Source organism: Moheibacter stercoris (assembly GCF_040545805.1).
Taxonomy (GTDB): domain Bacteria; phylum Bacteroidota; class Bacteroidia; order Flavobacteriales; family Weeksellaceae; genus Moheibacter; species Moheibacter stercoris.
Genome location: NZ_JBEPMO010000004.1, coordinates 87,102 through 108,796, shown reverse-complemented (window position 1 = coordinate 108,796; position 21,695 = coordinate 87,102). Strand labels below are relative to the sequence as shown.

Sequence of the window (21,695 nt, the reverse complement as noted above, 5' to 3'; positions counted from 1 at the left end):
CTAATTTTCAAAAAATTAAACTTATGAATCCATTTGAACTTTTATCCCAGTTTTCATCCGTAATCTATATCTTCTTCGGAATCTTCATTTTGAGTATTTTGGGATTGTTTTTTATTGTCAAGCAACAAACAGCTGTGGTAGTAGAACGATTCGGAAAATTTCAAAGTGTCCGAAATGCAGGATTTCAATTAAAAATTCCTATTGTTGATCGAATTGCAGGAAAGATTTCCTTAAAAGTTCAACAATTGGATGTGGTGGTAGAAACCAAAACGAAAGACGATGTATTTGTCAAGATGAAAGTTTCGGTGCAATACATGGTCATCAAAGACAAAGTATATGAAGCTTTTTATAAGTTAGACAATCCATATGCACAGATTACATCCTACGTATTTGATGTTGTTCGTGCTGAGGTTCCAAAATTGCGATTGGACGATGTATTTGAGAAGAAAGATGACATTGCAATTGCCGTAAACCGTGAAGTGCAAGAAGCGATGAATACCTATGGTTACGATATCATCAAAACCTTGGTTACAGACATTGATCCAGACGAACAGGTGAAACATGCGATGAACCGTATCAATGCTTCGGAACGTGAAAAAGTAGCCGCTCAATATGAAGGAGATGCTCAACGTATTTTAATCGTAGAAAAAGCCAAAGCTGAAGCAGAAAGTAAACGTTTACAAGGTCAAGGTATTGCCGATCAAAGACGTGAAATTGCGAGAGGATTAGAAGAATCTGTCAATGTATTGAACAAAGTCGGAATCAATTCTCAAGAAGCATCTGCTTTGATCGTGGTTACCCAACATTATGATACCCTTCAGTCAATTGGATCTTTGAATAAATCGAATTTAATCTTATTGCCAAATTCACCTCATGCTGCAGGTGATATGCTAAATAATATGATTACTTCTTTTGCGGCTGCCAATCAGATTGGTGAGGAAATGAAAAAAAATAAAGAGTAACCCAATCTTTCAATTTAAAATACTTATCAATCTTTTGAGTTTTGACTCGAAGGGATAAAAATAACCTACATGAAATTAAAATTATTCACTCTTTATTTGCTCTTTTTTGGGTCAATTCTTAGCGCTCAAGAAATACTAAAAACCAATAAAACTATAGACACATCAGTTCTGTCGAATGATTTAATGGATAAAATGGCGGAGGAAACATGTGAATGCGTTAAAAAACTAGATTTTTCAGGAATGCCTCAAAATCAGATTGAAATGAATTTAGGCATGTGTATCTTACAAAGTATTAGCTCGAATAAAATTGAAGTTGAAAATCAATTAGGTGCATTTTCTATTACCTCTATCATGACGGAAGAATTTGGGGAAAAAATGGGTTTGCAAATGCTTTCATTTTGTTCAGATTTTTTCATCAATAATTTTGCAGATGAGTATATGAATGAGCAATATTTTTCAGAGCTTTCAGTCGAATTGGGCAAAATTAAATCCATTGAAAAAAAACAGTTCAATACAGTAAATTTACAAATGTATGATGGCTCAATCCTGAAATTTATTTGGTTATGGGATTTCGAAGGATCTGAAATTTTGACTAAAAATCAATTCAAAAATAAATGGATTAACATAATTTATTCGACAATTGAATTGTACGATCCAGAAATAAAAAAATATATTCCTTATCGTGTAATTGAAGGGATGTCCTTTGGCGAATAATTCTTTCTCATACGATCAATTCATAGTCGTTTGAAATGGATAATGGAGAAATTCAAATTCATTTCTTGCATGGAATTATAAACAAAAAGGAACAAATTAGCAATACAAAAGGGATGAAGAGATTTGTTCCTTTTTTTTGTGCTTCCATTTTCATGAAATTATTATTTGGATTTATAATAGATTATTACTTAGTGTGTTTCAAATGAAATTTTTACTAAATTGTGTCTAAATTAAAATCTTATTTTTATGAAAAAACATTTATTCTATTTGTCTTTATTGTTGGGCGGTTCTATGAGTTTTGCTCAAATGGCTGAATCGAGTGTAGGAGCAACTTTTGACAGTTCTGTACCAGAAGTTGTGGTGGAAGGAGTACAAGAAGGAACTCTTTATTCCAATGGTCCATACTACAATGTAGAAGGAAGTCCAAACGTAAGTTTGTTGGAAAATTCAACTTTAGGTATGACAACTTTAGGAGCTGGGGCTTCAAATGCAACTGGATTTTTAGTGGCAGATGATTGGGAAGTAACAGAACCCGTAAGTGTAGAAAGTTTCCAATTTTATACCTATCAAACAGGTTCTACAACAGCTTCAACGATTAATTTTGTTTCTGTAACCATTTACGATGGTGAACCTGGAGCGGGAGGAAATATCATTTACGGAGATGAATTCGAAAACTTCTATGCAACATCCGATTTTACAGGTGCTTATAGAAGAGCGGAAACTTCGCCGAGCGACAACACAAGACCCATTATGATTGTTACAGCTGAAACTCCAGACTTAGTTTTGCAACCAGGAACTTATTGGATTGCTTTTAACTTTGGTGGAACATTAGCTTCTGGGCCTTGGGCTCCTCCAATTGCTATCTTAGGTGAATTGAATACAGGAAATGCAAAACAATTTAATCCTGATACAGCTTCTTGGGCTAACTTAGAAGATGGAGGGTCATTTACTCAACTAGGTTTGCCTTTTGAAGTAAACGGTGAAACATTAGCAGCAGTTAATGATATGTCTTCAAATTCTATCAAAATTTATCCAAACCCAGTGACCAATATGTTGAATATTTCTTCGAAAGGAAACATTCAAGATGTTAGCATTATGAACATGAGTGGACAAGTTGTCTTGAAGTCAACAGATTCACAAATTAATGTTAGTTCATTAGCGAAAGGAGCTTATTTGGTAAGAGCTACAGTTGACGGAAAAGTGAAAACAACTAAATTTGTCAAAAAATAATTGAATTTATTTCAGAGTAATGCCGAGTTCTAACTCGGCATTTTTTATTTCCATTTATAAGATTGAATTCTTTTAATTGAATAATTCAAGCAGAAAATTCTTTTTCTAACAAATTTTTGTGGATTGGAATTGCCTTTTCAAATCATTGCCAAAGGCCAAATTTTCACTAAATTTGAATCATGTCCAATTTACCCGAAAATATTCTAAAAAATCGAAATATTCTGCCAACTGCCATGCGTTTGTTGGTGTTGAAGAAATTTCAACAAACCGAACATGCTTTAAGTTTAACGGAATTAGAATCCGAATTGGATACTGCCGATAAAACAACGCTGTATCGAACCCTCAAAACTTTTGAGAAAAATAAATTGGTGCATAGCATCGAAGATGGTTCCGGAATTTCCAAATATGCATTGTGTGATTTGTCTTGCGAATGTCTTCCAGAACAAGCGCATATTCACTTTCATTGTATGAATTGTAACGAAACTTTTTGTGTGAAAGACCAGCCCATACCAAGCATTCAATTGACGAATTCTTTCAAAGTTTCCGAAGTGAATTTGATGCTAAAAGGAATTTGCGAAAATTGTCAGAAAAGAGCATGAAGTAAACTTTGCAATAGAATTGCAAACGATCTCTTCTAATTTTGGTGAAAAATCAATCATAATGGGAAATCAATGTTGCTCAACAGAAGATAAAATTCAATTAAAACAAAACCAAGAACATAATGATCACGATGGACATGATCACGACCATGGCGATGCCTCTTCGTTCAAAACCTATATTCCAGCAATTCTAAGCTTGGTGTTGTTATTGTCCGGAATCGCGATGGATTATTTTGATCAACCTGCCTTTTTTCAAAATGAAACCGTTCGAATTATTTGGTATACGATTGCTTATTTACCCGTGGCTTTTCCTGTGATCAAAGAAGCATTTCAAACCATTGCCAAAGGCGAATTTTTCACGGAATTTACCTTAATGACCGTTGCGACAATCGGTGCGTTCATTTTAGGCGAATATCCAGAAGGAGTTGCGGTAATGTTGTTTTATGCCGTTGGCGAACTTTTTCAAAATGCCGCAGTAGAAAAAGCGAAACGAAACATTCAAGCTCTATTAGACGTTCGTCCGGAAGAGGTAAACGTTTTTCGAAACAACCAATGGGAAGTAATTCATCCCGAAAAGGTGGAAATTGGAGAGAAAATTCAAATCAAAGTCGGCGAAAAAGTTCCTTTGGATGGCGTGATGTTATCTGAAGTTTCGAGTTTTAATACCGCTGCATTAACAGGTGAAAGTAAACCAACTTCGATTAAAAAAGACGAAACTGTTTTGGCAGGAATGCTCAATTTGGAGAAAGTGGTAGAAGTTCAGGTAACCAAAAAATTTGACGATAGTTCCTTGGCGAAAATCCTTCAATTGGTGCAAGAAGCCAATTCGCGAAAAGCGCCTACCGAATTATTCATCCGAAAGTTCGCCAAAATCTATACACCGATTGTCTTTGCTTTAGCCGTTCTAATTATCATTTTGCCGTATTTCTTTGTTCAAAATTATGAATTCAATACTTGGTTTTATCGTGCTTTGGTCTTTCTAGTGATATCTTGTCCGTGTGCTTTGGTGATTTCGATTCCGTTGGGCTATTTTGGAGGAATTGGCGCAGCATCACGAAACGGAATTTTAGTCAAAGGTTCTAATTTCTTAGATCTTTTGGCGAAAGTCAATACGATTGTGATGGACAAAACCGGAACTTTAACGGAAGGTGTTTTTGAAGTTCAAACCATTCAACCCAATGGAATTTCAGAATCGGAATTTTTGGAAACGGTTGCTGCTTTGGAGAAAAACTCTACGCATCCGATTGCCAAGGCGATTGTGGACTTTCATCCGACTAAAACTTCAGCTGAAAATGTAGAAGAAATTTCCGGCCACGGATTGAAAGGAAAGGTAAACGGAAAAGAAGTTCTGGCAGGAAATGGTAAACTGATGAAGAAATTTGGGATTTCCTATGATGCCCAAATCGATGAAATTGTGGAAAGCATTGTATTGGTAGGAATCGATGGGAAATTTGCAGGATATATCACGATTGCCGATAAAATCAAAGAAGATGCCGCCAATTCCATTCAACTGATGAAAGAAAATGGTGTGCAACAAACTTTGATGTTAAGTGGTGACAAAGACTCGATTGTTCAAAAAGTTGCAAAAGAATTGAACATTACAAATGCTTTCGGAGGATTATTGCCCGAAGGGAAAGTGGAAAAATTAGAAGAATTAAAACGAAATCCAGAAAATGTGATCGCTTTTGTAGGCGATGGAATCAACGATGCGCCAGTTTTGGCATTGGCCGATGTAGGAATCGCAATGGGCGGAATGGGTTCTGATGTCGCAATTGAAACAGCCGATGTCATTATTCAAACCGATCAACCTTCCAAAATTCCGATGGCGATGAAAATCGGTCGGAAAACCAAACAAATCGTCATTCAGAATATTGCCTTGGCATTTGGTGTAAAAGTTATTGTTTTGATTCTAGGTGCGGGCGGCTTGGCCACAATGTGGGAAGCGGTTTTCGCGGATGTGGGTGTTGCTTTCTTAGCGATTTTAAATGCAATTCGAATTCAGCGTATGAATTTCTAAATAAATAGTTGATTTCATTTTTTCCAAACCGAATTAGCCATTAAATTTGCCTAACACAAATTATACAAACTTCATTTATGAAAATCTGGGACAAAGGATTCTCCGTTAACGACAAAATCGAAAAATTTACTGTAGGAAAAGACCGAATTTTAGACGGTTATTTAGCGAAATACGATGCAATCGCATCAAAAGCGCAAGCCAATATGTTGGCCAAAGTTGGGATTATTTCCAATGAAGATAATGCGAAATTGCAAGTTGCACTAGACGAAATTTTGGTTTTAATCGACAATGGAAATTTCGAAATCGATGAATCTTACGAAGATATTCATTCCAAAATCGAAGCGGAATTGATCATCAAAACGGGCGATGCTGGAAAAATGATTCATACCGCTCGTTCGAGAAATGACCAAGTTTTGGTAGCGATTCAATTGTTTTTACGCGAATATTTGGGTGAAACCAAAGCCAAAATTTTGGAATTGATCGACATTATGGTTCAAAAAGCGGAAGAGCACCAAAACGATTTGATGCCTGGTTATACGCATTTCCAAGCCGCTATGCCAAGTAGTTTCGGGATGTGGTTTTCGGCTTATGCAGAAAATTTATTGTCGGACTTGTACTTCTTCGATGCAGCGTACAAAGTAGCTGACCAAAATCCGCTTGGTTCAGGTGCCGGATTTGGAACAAGTTTCCCAATTGACAGAAAAGCAACCACTGAAGAATTAGGATTTGGTGAAATGGCCGTAAGTGCGGTTGGAGCTCAAATGTTACGTGGAAAAACCGAAAAGTCGACTGCGGTTGCGATCTCAATGGTTTCGGGAACGCTTTCCAAAATGTCCTACGATTTGGTGATGTACAACAGCCAAGATATGGGCTTTGTGAAATTGCCGAAAGAAATGACCACTGGTTCGTCGATTATGCCGCATAAGAAAAATCCAGATGTTTTCGAATTGACACGTGCACATTGCAACCGTTTACAAGGATTACCCAACGATATTATTTTAACGATTAACAATCTTCCGTCAGGGTATCACCGTGATTTTCAGATTTTGAAAGAAATATTGTTCGAACCGATGGTTCAATTCAACGATATTTTGGATATATTGATTTTTGCTTTGCCGCAAATTCAAATCACCGACGGATTTATGGATCAAGAAAAATACGATTCCATTTATACGGTTGAAAACATCAACCATTTGTTGCAAACCGGAACTTCTTTCCGCGATGCATACAAAATTGTAGGAATTTCTGTGGACGATGGAACCTATGTTCCACACAAGGAATTCAAAACTTCTCACATTGGAAGTATTCACAATTTAGGATTGGAGGAAATCAAGGAAAAAATCAAACGATACAAAGGATAAAATTCTGAAATGAATTCAAACCTCACAGGTTTTCAAAACCTGTGAGGTTTTTTTATAACCCAAAATCCAAAGCAATTTGATCTTTTTTGGATAATATATATTCTTGAATTTGTTTACTTTCTCGACTATCTTTTTTGGATTCATTTCCTGAAAAATTCACTACAATAGAATCGTTTTCTTTTTCGAAGATAATCTGATTAGGATAAGCGATTTCTGAATTTTCAAATATTATTTTGCTGTCAGCTAATTCCTTAATTTGGTAAGGAATCAATTCTTTTTTGGTTTGAACTTCCAAATATTTTAAAGGTGAACCAACTTCATACGCAACCGATTTCTCCGCCATATTTCCCAATCTTCTAGCATCCATTTCTTTGTTTCTTAAAATATAATTCCCTTCTTTCTTTGCAGGCGTTTCACCACGAAAGGCAATGATTTCTTGTTGGGAATCTTGCATTTGAACTTTGGATTCTTTCGCCATCGCAGGAGCTGGTGCACTAATTTCCATTGCTTCCTCGTAAATAGGAGAAGGTTCAGGTTCAGAAACTGCTTTTAATTCTTGCAAAGGAGTATCCATTTTTTTGGATTTGATTTCCAAAGGTTCATTTTCAATAATATCAGGTGCAGTTGAATGCGTTTTTGTCGTGGCAATTTGATCTTTCTTTTCTTCCAATTGGTCCAAAATTTCCGTTGCAGCTTCAGGTGTCATTTCAACTTCTTCTAAAGCAATAGATGTTGAATTTACCGTTTGGTCTGGCGAATAATTTTGGTTGATGAGAATAAATCCGGCAAGTGAAATTCCCACAACCGCACAAGCTGCCACTGCATATTTCCAACCATTCGATTTCTTTTTGGAAATATTTGGTCGTTCATCCAATCGTTCTTCAATTCTATCCCAAATTAAATCGCGCGGTTTTTCATCCAAACCGTGTTGATTCTCTCGGAACAAATCTTCTATGGGATCATTTGTGCTCATGAGGATTGGGATTGATTAATTCCATATTCGTTCAACAATACTTTTAATTTCTCTTTGGCTAAATTCAATTGCGACTTCGAAGTTCCTTCAGAAATCCCCAATTGTTCAGCAATTTCGTTGTGTTTATATCCTTCAATTACATAAAGATTAAAAACAGTTCGACATCCGGTTGGTAAAAAGTCCAACAATTTCAAAATATCTTGCTCATACAAATTCTCCAAAGCCGAAGCTTCTTTCTGAGGTTGAATGTTCGATGTTTCCAAATAAATGGTAAAATCTTGCTTTTTACGAAGTTCCATTAAACATTCGTTGACAAAAATTCGTTGCATCCATCCTTCAAAATTTCCTTTTCCTTCGTAGGAATCGATATGATCAAATATTTTCAAAAATCCTTTCACCAGTACATCTTCTGCGAGTTCAACATTCTTCAAATACCGTTTGCATACACCAAAATAGCGTGCACTATACTTCTCGTATAGCTGTTTTTGCACAATCCGATCGCGGCGTTTGCAACCTTGTATGTAGTCCACTTCTTTCAGATGTTTCTTTTTTCTATTGTTAAAGATGCAACTTTTTTAGAAAGGGTTGGTTGAGTGGTAAAAAAAAATATTTATTCCTGGATTTGCGAGGGAAAACGACGAGGTACTTATTCTACCATCTCCTAATTGATTAGAAACGAATTGAATTGGTCATTTTTAAAAACACTAGAATAATTTGAATTTCAATTAAGAATCTTCATTGTCAAAATGATAAAATTTGAAGATTTTTTAGAGAATTTGCTAAATCTTTACATATAATTTTATAATGATTCTAAATTATTGAATAATAACTAAAAATGATTCGGCGATTTCCGTTATTTTTCTTTTGATTGATGTAATTTTGCGCCAAATTTCAACCGATTGAGTTTTATTGATTTAATCGATTATTAGAAAGACTTTCAGGGACTTATTCCAGAAAGTGTTTTTGAAATTAAATTTTTACGGTTGACCAATCAACCATTCATTTAAAAGTTTAGATAGAATTATGAGCCTTTATCAGGAATACATCAAAGAAATTGAAGAAAGAAAATTAGAAGGTTTACATCCGAAACCAATTGATAGCGCTGAATTACTAAGCGAAATTATTGCCCAAATCAAAGATACAAGCAATGTCTATCGACAAGATTCTTTAGAATTATTTATCTACAATACACTTCCAGGAACGACTTCCGCGGCATCAGCCAAAGCAGCGTTTTTGAAAGAAATCATTTTAGGACAAGAAGTAGTTGCTGAAATCACACCCGATTTTGCGTTTGAATTATTATCGCATATGAAAGGTGGACCATCTATTTCGGTTTTATTGGATTTGGCTTTGGGTGAAAATGCAGAAATCGCAACTCAAGCAGGAGAAGTTTTGAAAACCCAAGTTTTCTTATACGATGCCGATACGGCTCGTTTGAAAGCGGCTTATGAAGCAGGAAATGCAGTAGCAAAATCGATTTTAGAAAGCTATGCAAACGCAGAATTCTTCACCAAATTACCTGAAGTCCCTGCAGAAATAAAAGTCGTTACTTACATTGCCGCAGAAGGAGATATTTCAACCGATTTACTATCGCCAGGAAACCAAGCGCATTCTCGTTCTGACCGTGAATTGCACGGAAAATGTATGATTACTCCAGCTGCGCAAGAAGAAATCAAAGCTTTGCAAGCCCAACATCCAGATGCTTCTGTGATGTTAATCGCCGAAAAAGGAACAATGGGAGTTGGTTCTTCTCGTATGTCAGGAGTAAACAACGTAGCGCTTTGGACTGGTAAAAAAGCTAGTCCGTACATTCCATTTGTGAACATCGCACCAATCGTAGCAGGTACAAACGGAATTTCTCCAATTTTCTTAACGACAGTTGATGTGACCGGAGGAATTGGAATCGACTTGAAAAACTGGAAAAAGAAAGTTGACGAAAATGGAAATGTGGTATTGAACGAAAACGGTGATCCAATTTTGGAACAAGTTTATTCGGTTGAAACAGGAACTATTTTAACCATCAATACCCAAACCAAAAAATTATACAAAGGAGAAGAAGAATTGATCGATATCGCGCGTTCATTGACTCCTCAAAAAATGGAATTCATCAAAGCGGGTGGTTCCTATGCCATCGTATTTGGTAAGAAAATCCAAACATTTGCTGCAGAAACTTTAGGAATTCAAGCTCCAACAGTTTTTGCTCCAGCAAAAGAAGTTTCCATTGAAGGGCAAGGATTAACTGCAGTTGAGAAAATCTTCAACAAAAATGCGGTAGGCGTAACACCAGGTAAAGTTTTACACGCAGGATCTGACGTTCGAGTAAAAGTGAACATCGTAGGATCTCAAGATACAACCGGATTGATGACAGCGCAAGAATTGGAAGCAATGGCAGCGACTGTTATTTCTCCAACTGTCGATGGAGCTTATCAGTCTGGATGTCATACCGCATCGGTTTGGGACAAAAAAGCACAAGCCAACATCCCGAAATTGATGAAATTTATGAACGATTTCGGTGTGATTACCGCACGTGACCCAAAAGGGAATTATCACTCAATGACCGATGTAATCCACAAAGTATTGAACGATATCACCATCGATGAATGGGCAATCATCATCGGAGGAGATTCACATACACGTATGTCCAAAGGAGTTGCTTTTGGAGCAGATTCAGGAACCGTAGCTTTGGCTTTGGCAACTGGAGAAGCAGCAATGCCAATTCCAGAATCTGTAAAAGTGACGTTCAAAGGTCAGATGAAAGAACATATGGATTTCCGTGATGTAGTTCACGCTACCCAACAACAAATGTTGAAACAATTCGCAGGTGAAAACGTATTCCAAGGTCGTATCATCGAAGTTCACATCGGAACTTTATTGGCTGATCAAGCCTTTACGTTCACCGACTGGACAGCAGAAATGAAAGCAAAAGCTTCTATCTGTATTTCTCAAGACGAAACCTTGATTCAATCTTTGGAAATCGCGAAATCACGTATTCAAGTGATGATTGACAAAGGAATGGATAACCACAACCAAGTTCTTCAAGGATTGATTGACAAAGCAAACCAACGTATCGAGGAAATTAAATCAGGCGTAAAACCTGCTTTGCAACCCGATGCAAATGCAAAATATTACAAAGAAGTTGTCATCGATTTGGACATCATCGAAGAACCGATGATTGCCGATCCAGACGTACACAACGAAGACGTTTCAAAACGTTATACCCACGATACCATTCGTGAATTATCGTTCTACGGTGGCGACAAAAAAGTCGATTTAGGTTTCGTCGGATCTTGTATGGTGCACAAAGACGACTTGAAAATCGTTTCGCAAATGTTGAAAAACATTGAAGCCGAAAAAGGAGAAGTGAAATTCAACGCGCCATTGGTCGTTGCTGCGCCTACCTACAATATCATTGACGAATTGAAAGCCGAAGGAGATTGGGAAATGTTGCAAAAATATTCCGGATTTGAGTTCAGTGATTTGTTGCCAAAATCCGAAGCACGTACCCAATACGAAAACATTATGTACTTGGAGCGTCCCGGCTGTAACCTTTGTATGGGGAACCAGGAAAAAGCCGAAAAAGGTGACACCGTGATGGCGACTTCCACGCGTTTGTTCCAAGGTCGTGTGGTAGAAGACAGAGACGGTAAAAAAGGCGAATCCTTGTTGGCTTCCACGCCAGTAGTCGTTTTATCGGCTATTTTAGGTCGCATTCCAACGATGGACGAATATAAAAACGCCGTTGCAGGAATCAACTTGACGAAGTTCAAACCGATTTCAATGAATTAATCAAAAGATAAATAATACAATACAAAGAGGTCAATCATTCTGGTTGATCTCTTTTTTTATTGGGGCGACTCCCGTTGCGATTCATTGCGAGGAACGAAGCAATCTGTGGAATCATCGCAACGGGACCGCGCTGTCCGTTGCAAGTCCTCGTTCGCCAATAAATTTAGATATAACCAAAAATTTCGGGAGTGCTCACTGTGGGCTTTCCACTGCCATCGCTGCCGCGAGATTCCTTAAAATAAAATAAAACGGTTATTTCGTATTTAAACACAGATTATTATTCGACTTCTCCGAAGTCGGGAATCTGCATCTTTCTTATTCCTACAGCTATTTGACTTCTCCGAAGTCAAAATATAATGTTGGAAAATTTATGTTTATCCAATCCTCATCTCGGAGATATACTAAAGCCATTGCAATCCGAAGCCAATTTTAAATTTTATGATTATCAAATCCTCATCTCGGAGAGATGAAATAGCTGTAAAATTATATGATTAGGAAAAAGAGACTGTCTTTTGAGACAGCCTCATCGATTAAACCAAAATATCCAACGAATAAATTGAATGAATCACAGATTTTTATTCGACTTCTCCGAAGTCAATCTTAAATGTTGAATAGATTAAAAGGTTGATGATTTTACAATAATCCTAATCTCGGAGAGATGACAAAGCCATTGGAAAATTTAATGTGGTAAAAGCAATCTCTCCGAAGCCAATTTTAAATTTTATGATTATCAAAACCTCATCTCGGAGAGATGAAATAGCTGTAGAATTATATGATTAGGAAAAATCGACTTCAAAGAAGTCGTATCGATTCAACCAAAATATCCAACGAATAAATTGAATGAATCACAGATTTTTATTTGACTTCTCCGAAGTCAATCTTAAATGTTGAATAGATTAAAAGGTTGATGATTTTACAATAATCCTCATCTCGGAGATATACTAAAGCCATTGCAATCCGAAGCCAATTTTAAATTTTATGATTATCAAATCCTCATCTCGGAGAGATGAAATAGCTGTAGAATTATATGATTAGGAAAAATCGACTTCAAAGAAGTCGTATCGATTCAACCAAAATATCCAACGAATAAATTGAATGAATCACAGATTTTTATTCGACTTCTCCGAAGTCAATCTTAAATGTTGTAAATTTATGATTATCAAATCCTCATCTCGGAGAGATGAAATAGCTGTAGCGAAATAGGTTGTTTGAAAATACGACTTCAGAGAAGTCGTATACATTTAACTTTTTATGAAGAAAAAATTCATCTATTCTTCAAATACTTTTGCCTAACTTGGATTCAAAATCCAAAAAATAGAACAATGAGCATACAAAAAGCATTAGCGAGTGAAATTCATCACGAAACAGAAAACACCATTCGCATTTTAAAAGTCTTACCAGAAGATAAATGGGATTTCAAACCCCACGAAAAATCAATGACCTTAGGCGAATTGGCCAACCACGTTCTAGAACTACACGGATGGGTTTCTTTTGTATTTACCAAAGACACTTTTGATTTCCATACCGATTATATTCCCTCAAAATTCCAAACGGTAGCCGAAATGTTAGCGAAATTGGAAGAAATGAAAAACGAAAACTTAGCCGTAATTTCCAATTTATCCGAAGAAAATTATTTATCGAATTGGGCATTAAAATCTGGGGAACATACCATTATGGAAGCGCCTAAAGCAGCTGCTTATCGTTTCGTGATTACGAACCATTTAGTTCATCATAGAGGGCAATTAACGGTGTATTTGCGTATGTTAGATGTTCCACTTCCAGGGATTTATGGTCCATCGGCTGACGAAAAGCAATCTTAAAAAAATTAAAATTTCAATTCATTTAGAAAGAATTTAAATAAGCCTTCTTAACATTTAGCTAAGAATGAGAATTGGGAATATTGCGTAAATTGTATGTTTGTTTAACAACTTAAAGAATTTAAATACTATGGCATTTGATATAGAAATGATCAAAGGGGTTTACCAACAAATGAGAGAACGTGTGGACAAAGCACGTGAAGTGGTTGGTCGTCCTTTAACCTATTCAGAAAAGATTTTATACGCACATTTGTTCGATGGAATGGCTACACAAGCTTACCAAAGAGGAGAGTCTTATGTAGATTTTGCTCCAGACCGTGTAGCGATGCAAGATGCAACGGCTCAGATGGCTTTGTTGCAATTTATGCAAGCAGGAAAGACAAAAACAGCGGTTCCTTCAACCGTGCATTGTGATCACTTGATTCAAGCAAAAGTAGGAGCCAAAGCCGATTTGCAAGATGCCATCCATAAATCTTCTGAAGTTTTTAATTTCTTGGAATCGGTTTCCAACAAATATGGAATCGGATTCTGGCAACCCGGTGCAGGAATCATTCACCAAGTGGTGTTGGAAAATTATGCTTTCCCAGGTGGAATGATGATTGGTACCGACTCGCATACGCCTAACGCAGGTGGATTGGGAATGGTGGCCATCGGAGTGGGTGGAGCTGACGCGGTCGATGTGATGGCGGGAATGGCTTGGGAATTGAAAATGCCAAAATTAATTGGAGTGAAACTAACCGGAAAATTAAACGGTTGGTCTTCTCCTAAAGATGTCATATTGGAAGTTGCTGGTTTATTAACCGTGAAAGGTGGAACCGGTGCGATTGTCGAATATTTTGGTGATGGCGCGGAATCTCTTTCCGCTACCGGAAAAGGAACCATTTGTAATATGGGTGCAGAAATTGGTGCAACAACTTCGATTTTTGCCTATGACGATGCTTCCGAACGTTATTTGCGTTCAACCGATCGCAACGATGTAGCCGATGCTGCCAATGAATTAAGAGAGTATCTACGTTCCGATCAAGAAGTGTACAATGATCCAGAAAGATTCTATGACCAATTGATTACGATTGATTTGGATAAATTGGAACCAAGATTAAACGGTCCTTTCACGCCCGATTTGATGACGCCTGTTTCCAAAATGAAGGAAATTGCGGGAATCAATGGATGGCCAATGACGGTAGAATGGGGATTAATTGGTTCCTGTACGAATTCTTCTTACGAAGACCTTTCGAGAGCTTCTTCCATTGCCAAACAAGCGGTGGAAAAAGGATTAGAAACCAAAGCAAGTTTTGGAATCAATCCGGGATCGGAACAAGTTCGTTATACGGCGGAACGTGATGGAATTTTAAAACCTTTCAATGATCTCGATGCGGTCATTTTCACCAATGCCTGTGGACCTTGTATTGGGCAATGGGACAGAGAAGGAGCCGACAAAGAAGAAAAAAATACCATCGTGCATTCGTTTAACCGAAACTTTAAAAAACGTGCCGATGGAAATCCGAATACCTATGCATTTGTAACTTCACCCGAAATGGTGGCTGCGATTGCCATAGCAGGAAGATTGGATTTCAATCCGATGACCGATACATTGACCAATAAAAACGGAGAACAAGTCAAATTAGATCCGCCAGTGGGAGATGAACTTCCATCAAAAGGTTTTTCATACGAAGACAATGGATACCAAGAACCCGTTGCCGATGGGTCAAGCGTACAAGTTGTAGTAAAACCCGATTCGGAGCGTTTGCAATTATTGGAAAGTTTCCCTGCTTGGAGCGGTCAGAATATTATGGGCGCCAAATTATTGATCAAAGCATTTGGGAAATGTACAACCGACCATATTTCCATGGCGGGACCTTGGTTACGTTTCCGTGGTCATTTGGACAATATTTCCAATAATACCTTGACAGGTGCCGTAAATGCTTTCAACCAAGAAACAAATAAAGTATTGAATACCTTGACAGGCGAATACGGTGCTGTTCCAGATGTGGCGCGTGCGTACAAAGCCGCAGGTGTTCCAACGGTAGTCGTAGGTGACGAAAACTATGGGGAAGGTTCTTCCCGTGAACACGCAGCGATGCAGCCTCGTCATTTGGGAACAGTTGCGGTATTGGTTCGATCTTTTGCACGTATCCACGAAACCAATTTGAAAAAACAAGGAATGTTGGCGTTGACCTTTGCGGACAAAGCGGATTACGACAAGATTCAAGAAGCCGATACGTTTAACTTCATCGATTTAACCGAATTTGCACCTGGAAAACCTTTGACCATTGAATTGGTTCATGCCGATGGATCAAAAGATTTGATCAAAGCAAATCATACCTACAATGCTGCACAAATCGAATGGTTCAAAGCAGGTTCAGCCTTGAATTTGATTAAAAAACAACAAGCTTAGTAGTAAGTATTAAGTACAAAGTATCAAGTAGTAAGATTTGCTTGATATTAAATACAAAAACATTTATAAAATTGTAAATCCCGTTGGTGAAAGCCAGCGGGATTTTTTGTTTTAATACGTATATTGTTGCTATTTAGAACTTAACTAGCGCTCGTTTGAGCGATAGCGGAAACGAGTGTTAGAGTTAGAAAGCGTTTGCAACGCAAAATAAAATAGCATTATGCAAATTTATATAATTTTGAAAAGTCTGCGTTAAAGACTTAGTAAAAATAGACACGCGTTGCAAACGCGCGCCAGAGGGGGGCGGCTGGTGCAGCCTATGATAATTCACAAGCACAACAAGCATTTAGATCTACAAATAATGGTTCAGTTATAAAACCTCAATTATAATGAAAATTTACTATTATATATTTTATCAATTATATAAATTTTGGGAAATTGTATCAATTCCAAGATTCTGGAGTGATTATAAAGCTATCATATCAATTTGTGCAATAGAAATATGGCTGATAGCATCTGTTGTTAAATTTTTTTATATTGAATATTTTATAAACTTTTCTTATATATATTTATTGCCCTTAATTATTTATCTAGTGGTCTTTAATTTCACTTTATTTCATAAAAAAAAAGCTTGTAATAAATATTTTAATGAATTTGAAAAAATACCAAAATTTAAAAATATTATTGGAACTATTATAGTATGGTTATTAATAATAACCGTATTAATAGTTTACTTTTTGTCTTCATATAAATTACAAAATAGGTAGAGGGTAGTGTTGTAGGCTCCCTTTATTGACATAAAGGCAAATGATGGAGAAATTAAATAGAATTAACCAACTGAAATGGAACAGATTAGAAAAACATCATATAGTACAAGTAATTCTGTATCAAATGATTCAAAAATTCGAATCGATCTGCGTAGAAAACACATGCTTCTATGAAGCAAGAATTTGTAAGGATTAATAGAAAAAAAATATATTTGTCTGGTCTAATATTTTAGACAGATATGATAAAAGAATTGTTCTTTGTTGAATTGATATCACGGACGATGACGAAAGTAATTGGCTTGATTATACGCAAACAGGTTTAGATATTGTTGGATTGATTCCTGGATTTGGTGAAGTGGCTGATGGTATAAATGCTCTTATTTATCTTGGTAGAGGAGATTATCTTAATGCTTCTTTAAGCGCTGGAGCTATGATGCCATTTGCAGGCTATGCAGCCACTGGAGCTAAGTTTGCAAATAAGGCCGCTAATATGGGAGCTAAGTTGCCAGTAGGTAGAAGTGGTAATGTATTAGAAGAATTTACGAAGGGTGTTACTCGAAATACATCTACAACTATTAATGGAACCAAGTTTACAGGTCACGCACTTGACCAGATGCAGAATAGAGGGGTAATTTCACCTACTGCTGTTTTGGATGTAATTAAAAATCCAGGGAGAGTATTGGAGGGTAACACGCCAGACACTTCTGTGTTCTTAAGGGATAATTTAAAGGTAATTACAAATAAATCAGGTGATGTAATAAGCGTTATATGGCAATAGATTTAATATGATACTAAAAGGAGATATAGGGTATTTAGAACTTGAGGTTTTAACCAATAAAATATCGGGATCTGATGATTTTTGGGAAGAAAATTGGCTTTATACTTCTGTTAAAGGCAATTTTCCTGGATTTACAGCAAACTATGATTGTAACCTGCGAACGGACGATTTGAAAAGATGCTATAATGATGTTATAGGCTTGATAAATGGTATTACAAATAATGCAAAACTTACTACTTTGGAAGAAGGAATTGAACTTTCTTTTCAAAAAGATAAATTTGGGAGTATCCAAGTGAGCGGAAAGTTGACAGCTACAGATTTGACAAGATGTTGTTTAGAATTTACTTTTGTTACAGATATTCAGACTGTAATAAGTTTTAATTCCCAGCTTCACAAAATACTTATTGAATATCCGATTATAGGTAAACCGTAAAATTACAAAATCTCTCACTTGGGAGTGTGTTGTTTGTGTAGAACACAACACAAAATCAGCGGGATTTTCTATTTCGTCGATAAATTATTGCCAATCGTCGACACATAACTGATTTTTCTCATATTTTATAAAGTTTAGCACGGATTTGGTATTAGTTGGTTTAAGTTTCAAAAGAAGGTTTGTCAAATGAAAAATGGAAACACAAAACTTCGATGAACGAAACCATAAAATTTAGAAAAGATGAAAACATTTAAATTCTTTTTAGGCGCATTCACCATCATGGCGAGTTCAATTTTGGTCGATGCACAAGTTCGATCTACTGGAAATTCCAACAGAGGAAATTCAGACAAAGCGACCGTGACTCAAACACCAAGTCGTTCTACTCAAACTGCTCCTGTTAGAACTGCTCCTAATTCGAATTCATCTATTCGTAGCAATGATTCGTCTGTAAAGACGCAGCCTACAAGAACAACCCAACCGGCAGTAGCAACGCAGCCGACTCGTTCAACCAATAGCAATGTTCGTACAGAGCCAACTCGCGCAACGCAAGAAACAAGAAGCATTCGTTCTTCTGAAAATACAGTGAAACCAGTTCGTGCAACACAAAATGGGAATACTTCTCAGAGCGTACGTAACAATAGCACCAAATCAGAAGAAATCAGAACAGTTCGCGTAGAACAAGTGCCAAAAGCAGAAACCTTTGAGCGTAGATCGGTTCGATATGAAAACAATAACAACAATTCCGATGGTGTGATTTATTTGTCAAACAATCGTCGTGAGCATGTTCACAAAGTGAAATACAATCAACACGATTATTATATGGACAACGGGTATTACTATCAATGGTACAACAACAATTACCGTTTGATTCCAGCGCCAATCGGATTTAGAATGAGCTCTTTGCCATACGGATATCACAATATGTACATTGGAGGAACGAATTATTACTACTTCAATGGAACCTATTACAACTATTACGATAATTATTATCACGTAGTTCAGCCACCGATGGGAGCGATTGTATACGATTTACCGATGTATGCGCAAAGAATTTTCATCAACGGTCGTAAATACTACGAATACTTTGGAGTCGTTTACAAACGAATTCATTATTACGGAGAAAGAGTGTATCAAGTAGTTGGATACCTAAATTAGAATAGAAGTTTATAACATTACGTGAAAACCCGGCGATTGTCGGGTTTTTTTATATCGAATGAATTTTTTGCGTTTTCTTGGAACGAATTCCTAGCACCAAATAACTGATCAGTCCGAACAAAACAGCCGAAACACTAGCCAAAATTAAACTACCAACGAAATATTCAGCCAAATGAGTCGTGATGTATTCTTTGTAGGATTCGATGGCGTTCCATTGAAATTTGTTGAGTTTAGGCGTTCCCAAAAAGAAATTTCCAATGCTCAAAGAAGCATAAATAATCAATGGGATCATCGGTGGAATGCTAACATTGGAAAAGGCAAAAGCAATCAATTTGTTCAATCGTAAAACATAAGCCAAAAACAAAACAATCACGGTTTGAAATCCCCAAAGTGGCGCAATGCCAATGAAAACTCCTAACGCAACCGATAAGGATTTCTTCAAGTTCGAATCTTCGCTATGCAAAAGATCTTCTAAAAAAAAACGTTTGAAACCTTTCTCCTGGAACTTTCGGAAGTAATCTCTGGGTTTGATGTACAACAAGGTAATCAATACCAAATAGGTATTCAAAATGCTAATTCGTGTGAAATCTTTGAACGGTCTGAAATGCGAAACTCTTTCTGATTCGTCATACAAAACTTGGATCGGAACATTTTTGACCGGAATTCCTGCCCAAGCTGCTTTGACGATGACTTCAATTTCAAATTCAAATTTTCGGGTGAAATACTTGAGATTTTCCATTTGTTTAATCGGATACAAACGAAATCCCGATTGCGTATCACGCAATTTATTTCCCGTTTCAAACCAATACCAAAAAGTGGAAATTCGATTGCCGAAACTACTTTTTCCGGGAATTCCTTCTTGCTCCATATTTCGATCACCGATCAATAAAGCTTCACCATTTTCTTTGATTTCGTTGACAAAAACTTCGAAATCTTCTGGGAAATGTTGTCCATCGGAATCTATCGTAATGGTATTTTGGTATCCCAACTTCAAAGCTTCTTTGAATCCCGCACGTAGGGCCATTCCTTTTCCTTGATTTTTGGGAAAATGAATTTGATGAAGTTGACTAAATTTCTGAAGAATTTCGGGTGTTGAATCCGTTGAACCGTCGTTTACAATGATCACATCAGACGTATAAATCAATGTTTTCAGAATGACGCGTTCTAAGGTTTTTTCATTGTTATAAGTAGGAATGATTACGCAAGATTGGATAGTAGAGAGTAAATTTTCGTGCATCAATTCATTCTATTTTTTACCGGAAAATTCCGCAAAATAGCCATTGATCATTTTGACCAAATCTTTGTCCTGAATAGTGGGCAAAGCATCTTTGATAAATTTGCGATCAGATTCTATATGCGTATTGTACTTGAACATTTTGGGTAGGTTTTCTTGAACGCTTAAACGTATCAATCGAACTTCTACATTGTTGGGAGATTTTTTGATGGCATCATCGATCCATTTGATTCCCGATTTTACCTTGGCAGATCGTTTTGTCAAAGGCTCAAATCTTGCCAATAAAGTGATTCCAGCGCCCTTGTAGGCCATCATTTCAGCTTTGTCAGACGAAGTCGTACCATCAACTAATTCATAGAAAGCTTTGGCTTTTGCTTCAGATTCTGTAGCAGCTCTATAGGAGGTTCTGATTTCGGAATTTTGCGCGAAAATCAAATTTCCAGCAAGAAAAAATAGGACAAATAAAAATGGGTTCATGTTAGATGGTTTTATAAACACCTCCAAATTTCAATGCCGGATTTTCATCGATCAATACAGTGCTTTTGATGGAATAATCTCCATTTTCATCTGTATCGATAGCCAAATCAAATCGAACATCTTCATTTTGTTGAGGATTGATGATGGCCATAAACTTCACATTTCGTGCCATTTTCAACATCAATTTTTTCCCCAAATGTTCCTCTGATAATTCTTTGATGATTTGCATGGTACAAACCCCAGGTGTCACGGGGTGATTCGGGAAATGACCGTCAAATATAGAATGCTCCTTATCAATCTTCACCAAAACCGATAAGCCGTTTTCATTTGTATTGGATTCAAGTATTGTATAAAAATTGTTCAGGAGTTTCATGTTCTAATTTTATTTATTTAAATGGAATTTATAAGCGATACCAATTTGGAAAACTTGGTTCAAACGAGATTTCTCATCGTCCCAATTGATGAAATTCATCACATCTTGTAATCCTTGTTTGTATCGAGCTTCCAAAGTTAAGCCAAAGGGTAAATCATATCCCAATCCGCCTACCAAAGCAAAATCAAAAGGTTGTGGGTCGGACTCTCCTATGAAGTTTCCTTCATCGTCGTAAATATCATCTCCAACCCAATCTGAAAAAGTATCGTTTACCTTGAAATTGAATTCGGGTCCAGCCAAAAGATGGAATCCTTCAACCAGATATAATTTATTGATTACACCGATACTAAAATAGGTTAATTTCAAATCTTGATTGGAATTGTAGATGCCCTTAGAGCCTTGCATGGAAATTCCCATTTCGGGCTGTAAGGCATAGCGTTCAGAAAAATGAATGCCAAAAGCTACTCCTCCATAAGCACCCATGTACGAATCGCCTTCCACATCAGAAACATTGGCAAGGTTTAAACCCGCTTTGGGTCCAAGCCAAAGCTCAACTTGTGCATGAGAAATTCCAAAAATAAGAACTAGTAAGAAGGAGTAAAGTGATTTTTTCATATTGTTTTA

The 21,695-nt window shown here is 36.8% G+C and carries 18 protein-coding genes; 12 read left to right on the top strand and 6 right to left on the bottom strand.

Features of this window, described 5'->3' with window-relative positions:
• Positions 1–23: 23 nt before the first annotated feature.
• The 6 genes from ABID46_RS04965 (at position 24) to argH (ending at position 6,883) form a co-directional block, all read left to right on the top strand.
• The gene (locus ABID46_RS04965; RefSeq protein ID WP_354507698.1) at positions 24–962 is read left to right on the top strand and encodes an SPFH domain-containing protein; all 939 of its coding nucleotides are present in this window, start codon (positions 24–26) and stop codon (positions 960–962) included.
• A gap of 69 nt (positions 963–1,031) precedes the next feature.
• Entirely contained in the window at positions 1,032–1,676 is a 645-nt protein-coding gene (locus ABID46_RS04960; protein WP_354507696.1) for a hypothetical protein, read from the top strand.
• 246 nt (positions 1,677–1,922) lie between these two features.
• A complete protein-coding gene (locus ABID46_RS04955; protein WP_354507693.1) occupies positions 1,923–2,906 on the top strand; it encodes a T9SS type A sorting domain-containing protein in 984 nt (327 codons plus the stop codon).
• 179 nt (positions 2,907–3,085) lie between these two features.
• Positions 3,086–3,505: a Fur family transcriptional regulator gene (locus ABID46_RS04950; protein ID WP_354507691.1), complete on the top strand. Its 420-nt coding sequence runs from the start codon at positions 3,086–3,088 to the stop codon at positions 3,503–3,505.
• Between the two features lie 61 nt (positions 3,506–3,566).
• Positions 3,567–5,522, top strand: coding sequence for a heavy metal translocating P-type ATPase (locus ABID46_RS04945; protein ID WP_354507688.1), 1,956 nt, complete (start codon positions 3,567–3,569; stop codon positions 5,520–5,522).
• A gap of 77 nt (positions 5,523–5,599) precedes the next feature.
• A complete protein-coding gene (gene argH, locus ABID46_RS04940; RefSeq protein WP_354507685.1) occupies positions 5,600–6,883 on the top strand; it encodes an argininosuccinate lyase in 1,284 nt (427 codons plus the stop codon).
• Positions 6,884–6,935: 52 nt separating this feature from the next.
• On the opposite strand, the gene ABID46_RS04935 is transcribed toward argH, so the two are convergent.
• Together ABID46_RS04935 and ABID46_RS04930 are read right to left on the bottom strand one after the other, a co-directional pair.
• Positions 6,936–7,856, bottom strand: a complete 921-nt coding sequence (locus tag ABID46_RS04935) for a hypothetical protein (RefSeq protein ID WP_354507682.1) — start codon at positions 7,854–7,856, stop codon at positions 6,936–6,938.
• Positions 7,853–8,347 (bottom strand): RNA polymerase sigma factor, encoded by a 495-nt coding sequence (locus ABID46_RS04930; RefSeq protein ID WP_354507680.1) that lies wholly within the window; start codon positions 8,345–8,347, stop codon positions 7,853–7,855. The genes ABID46_RS04935 and ABID46_RS04930 overlap by 4 nt, the downstream gene beginning before the upstream one ends.
• Before the next feature lie 532 nt (positions 8,348–8,879).
• Here ABID46_RS04930 and ABID46_RS04925 point away from each other — a divergent pair.
• The 6 genes from ABID46_RS04925 to ABID46_RS04900 all read left to right on the top strand — a co-directional run bounded on the left by ABID46_RS04925 (position 8,880) and on the right by ABID46_RS04900 (position 18,987).
• Positions 8,880–11,642 (top strand): bifunctional aconitate hydratase 2/2-methylisocitrate dehydratase, encoded by a 2,763-nt coding sequence (locus ABID46_RS04925; RefSeq protein WP_354507677.1) that lies wholly within the window; start codon positions 8,880–8,882, stop codon positions 11,640–11,642.
• Positions 11,643–12,964: 1,322 nt separating this feature from the next.
• Positions 12,965–13,462, top strand: coding sequence for a DinB family protein (locus tag ABID46_RS04920; protein WP_354507674.1), 498 nt, complete (start codon positions 12,965–12,967; stop codon positions 13,460–13,462).
• 127 nt (positions 13,463–13,589) lie between these two features.
• Positions 13,590–15,854, top strand: a complete 2,265-nt coding sequence (locus tag ABID46_RS04915; protein ID WP_354507672.1) for an aconitate hydratase — start codon at positions 13,590–13,592, stop codon at positions 15,852–15,854.
• A 1,101-nt stretch (positions 15,855–16,955) separates the two neighbouring features.
• Positions 16,956–17,399 carry a hypothetical protein gene (locus tag ABID46_RS04910; protein WP_354507669.1) on the top strand — a complete coding sequence of 148 codons (444 nt, stop codon included), beginning with the start codon at positions 16,956–16,958 and terminating at the stop codon, positions 17,397–17,399.
• A gap of 7 nt (positions 17,400–17,406) precedes the next feature.
• The gene (locus tag ABID46_RS04905) at positions 17,407–17,832 is read left to right on the top strand and encodes a WapI family immunity protein (protein WP_354507667.1); all 426 of its coding nucleotides are present in this window, start codon (positions 17,407–17,409) and stop codon (positions 17,830–17,832) included.
• A gap of 240 nt (positions 17,833–18,072) precedes the next feature.
• Positions 18,073–18,987, top strand: a complete 915-nt coding sequence (locus ABID46_RS04900; protein WP_354507665.1) for a DUF6515 family protein — start codon at positions 18,073–18,075, stop codon at positions 18,985–18,987.
• Between the two features lie 49 nt (positions 18,988–19,036).
• On the opposite strand, the gene ABID46_RS04895 is transcribed toward ABID46_RS04900, so the two are convergent.
• From ABID46_RS04895 to ABID46_RS04880, 4 genes are read right to left on the bottom strand one after another with little or no spacing between them, the layout of a single operon-like run.
• Complete coding sequence (locus ABID46_RS04895) at positions 19,037–20,224, bottom strand: DUF2062 domain-containing protein (RefSeq protein ID WP_354507662.1); 1,188 nt, start codon at positions 20,222–20,224, stop codon at positions 19,037–19,039.
• 9 nt (positions 20,225–20,233) lie between these two features.
• Entirely contained in the window at positions 20,234–20,698 is a 465-nt protein-coding gene (locus ABID46_RS04890; protein ID WP_354507659.1) for a hypothetical protein, read from the bottom strand.
• Position 20,699: 1 nt separating this feature from the next.
• A complete protein-coding gene (locus ABID46_RS04885; protein ID WP_354507657.1) occupies positions 20,700–21,071 on the bottom strand; it encodes an ApeI family dehydratase in 372 nt (123 codons plus the stop codon).
• A 9-nt stretch (positions 21,072–21,080) separates the two neighbouring features.
• Positions 21,081–21,686 carry a porin family protein gene (locus tag ABID46_RS04880; RefSeq protein ID WP_354507655.1) on the bottom strand — a complete coding sequence of 202 codons (606 nt, stop codon included), beginning with the start codon at positions 21,684–21,686 and terminating at the stop codon, positions 21,081–21,083.
• Positions 21,687–21,695 lie beyond the last annotated feature (9 nt).

Excerpts from the sequence above, each read along its gene's own strand:
- ABID46_RS04960 (WP_354507696.1), top strand. The coding sequence starts at position 1,032 with ATGAAATTAAAATTATTCACTCTTTATTTGCTCTTTTTTGGGTCAATT.
- ABID46_RS04905 (WP_354507667.1), top strand. The coding sequence starts at position 17,407 with ATGATACTAAAAGGAGATATAGGGTATTTAGAACTTGAGGTTTTAACC.
- ABID46_RS04915 (WP_354507672.1), top strand. The coding sequence starts at position 13,590 with ATGGCATTTGATATAGAAATGATCAAAGGGGTTTACCAACAAATGAGA.
- ABID46_RS04965 (WP_354507698.1), top strand. The coding sequence starts at position 24 with ATGAATCCATTTGAACTTTTATCCCAGTTTTCATCCGTAATCTATATC.
- ABID46_RS04935 (WP_354507682.1), bottom strand. The coding sequence starts at position 7,856 with ATGAGCACAAATGATCCCATAGAAGATTTGTTCCGAGAGAATCAACAC.
- argH (WP_354507685.1), top strand. The coding sequence starts at position 5,600 with ATGAAAATCTGGGACAAAGGATTCTCCGTTAACGACAAAATCGAAAAA.
- ABID46_RS04885 (WP_354507657.1), bottom strand. The coding sequence starts at position 21,071 with ATGAAACTCCTGAACAATTTTTATACAATACTTGAATCCAATACAAAT.
- ABID46_RS04925 (WP_354507677.1), top strand. The coding sequence starts at position 8,880 with ATGAGCCTTTATCAGGAATACATCAAAGAAATTGAAGAAAGAAAATTA.
- ABID46_RS04955 (WP_354507693.1), top strand. The coding sequence starts at position 1,923 with ATGAAAAAACATTTATTCTATTTGTCTTTATTGTTGGGCGGTTCTATG.
- ABID46_RS04950 (WP_354507691.1), top strand. The coding sequence starts at position 3,086 with ATGTCCAATTTACCCGAAAATATTCTAAAAAATCGAAATATTCTGCCA.
- ABID46_RS04900 (WP_354507665.1), top strand. The coding sequence starts at position 18,073 with ATGAAAACATTTAAATTCTTTTTAGGCGCATTCACCATCATGGCGAGT.
- ABID46_RS04920 (WP_354507674.1), top strand. The coding sequence starts at position 12,965 with ATGAGCATACAAAAAGCATTAGCGAGTGAAATTCATCACGAAACAGAA.
- ABID46_RS04945 (WP_354507688.1), top strand. The coding sequence starts at position 3,567 with ATGGGAAATCAATGTTGCTCAACAGAAGATAAAATTCAATTAAAACAA.
- ABID46_RS04890 (WP_354507659.1), bottom strand. The coding sequence starts at position 20,698 with ATGAACCCATTTTTATTTGTCCTATTTTTTCTTGCTGGAAATTTGATT.
- ABID46_RS04895 (WP_354507662.1), bottom strand. The coding sequence starts at position 20,224 with ATGCACGAAAATTTACTCTCTACTATCCAATCTTGCGTAATCATTCCT.
- ABID46_RS04880 (WP_354507655.1), bottom strand. The coding sequence starts at position 21,686 with ATGAAAAAATCACTTTACTCCTTCTTACTAGTTCTTATTTTTGGAATT.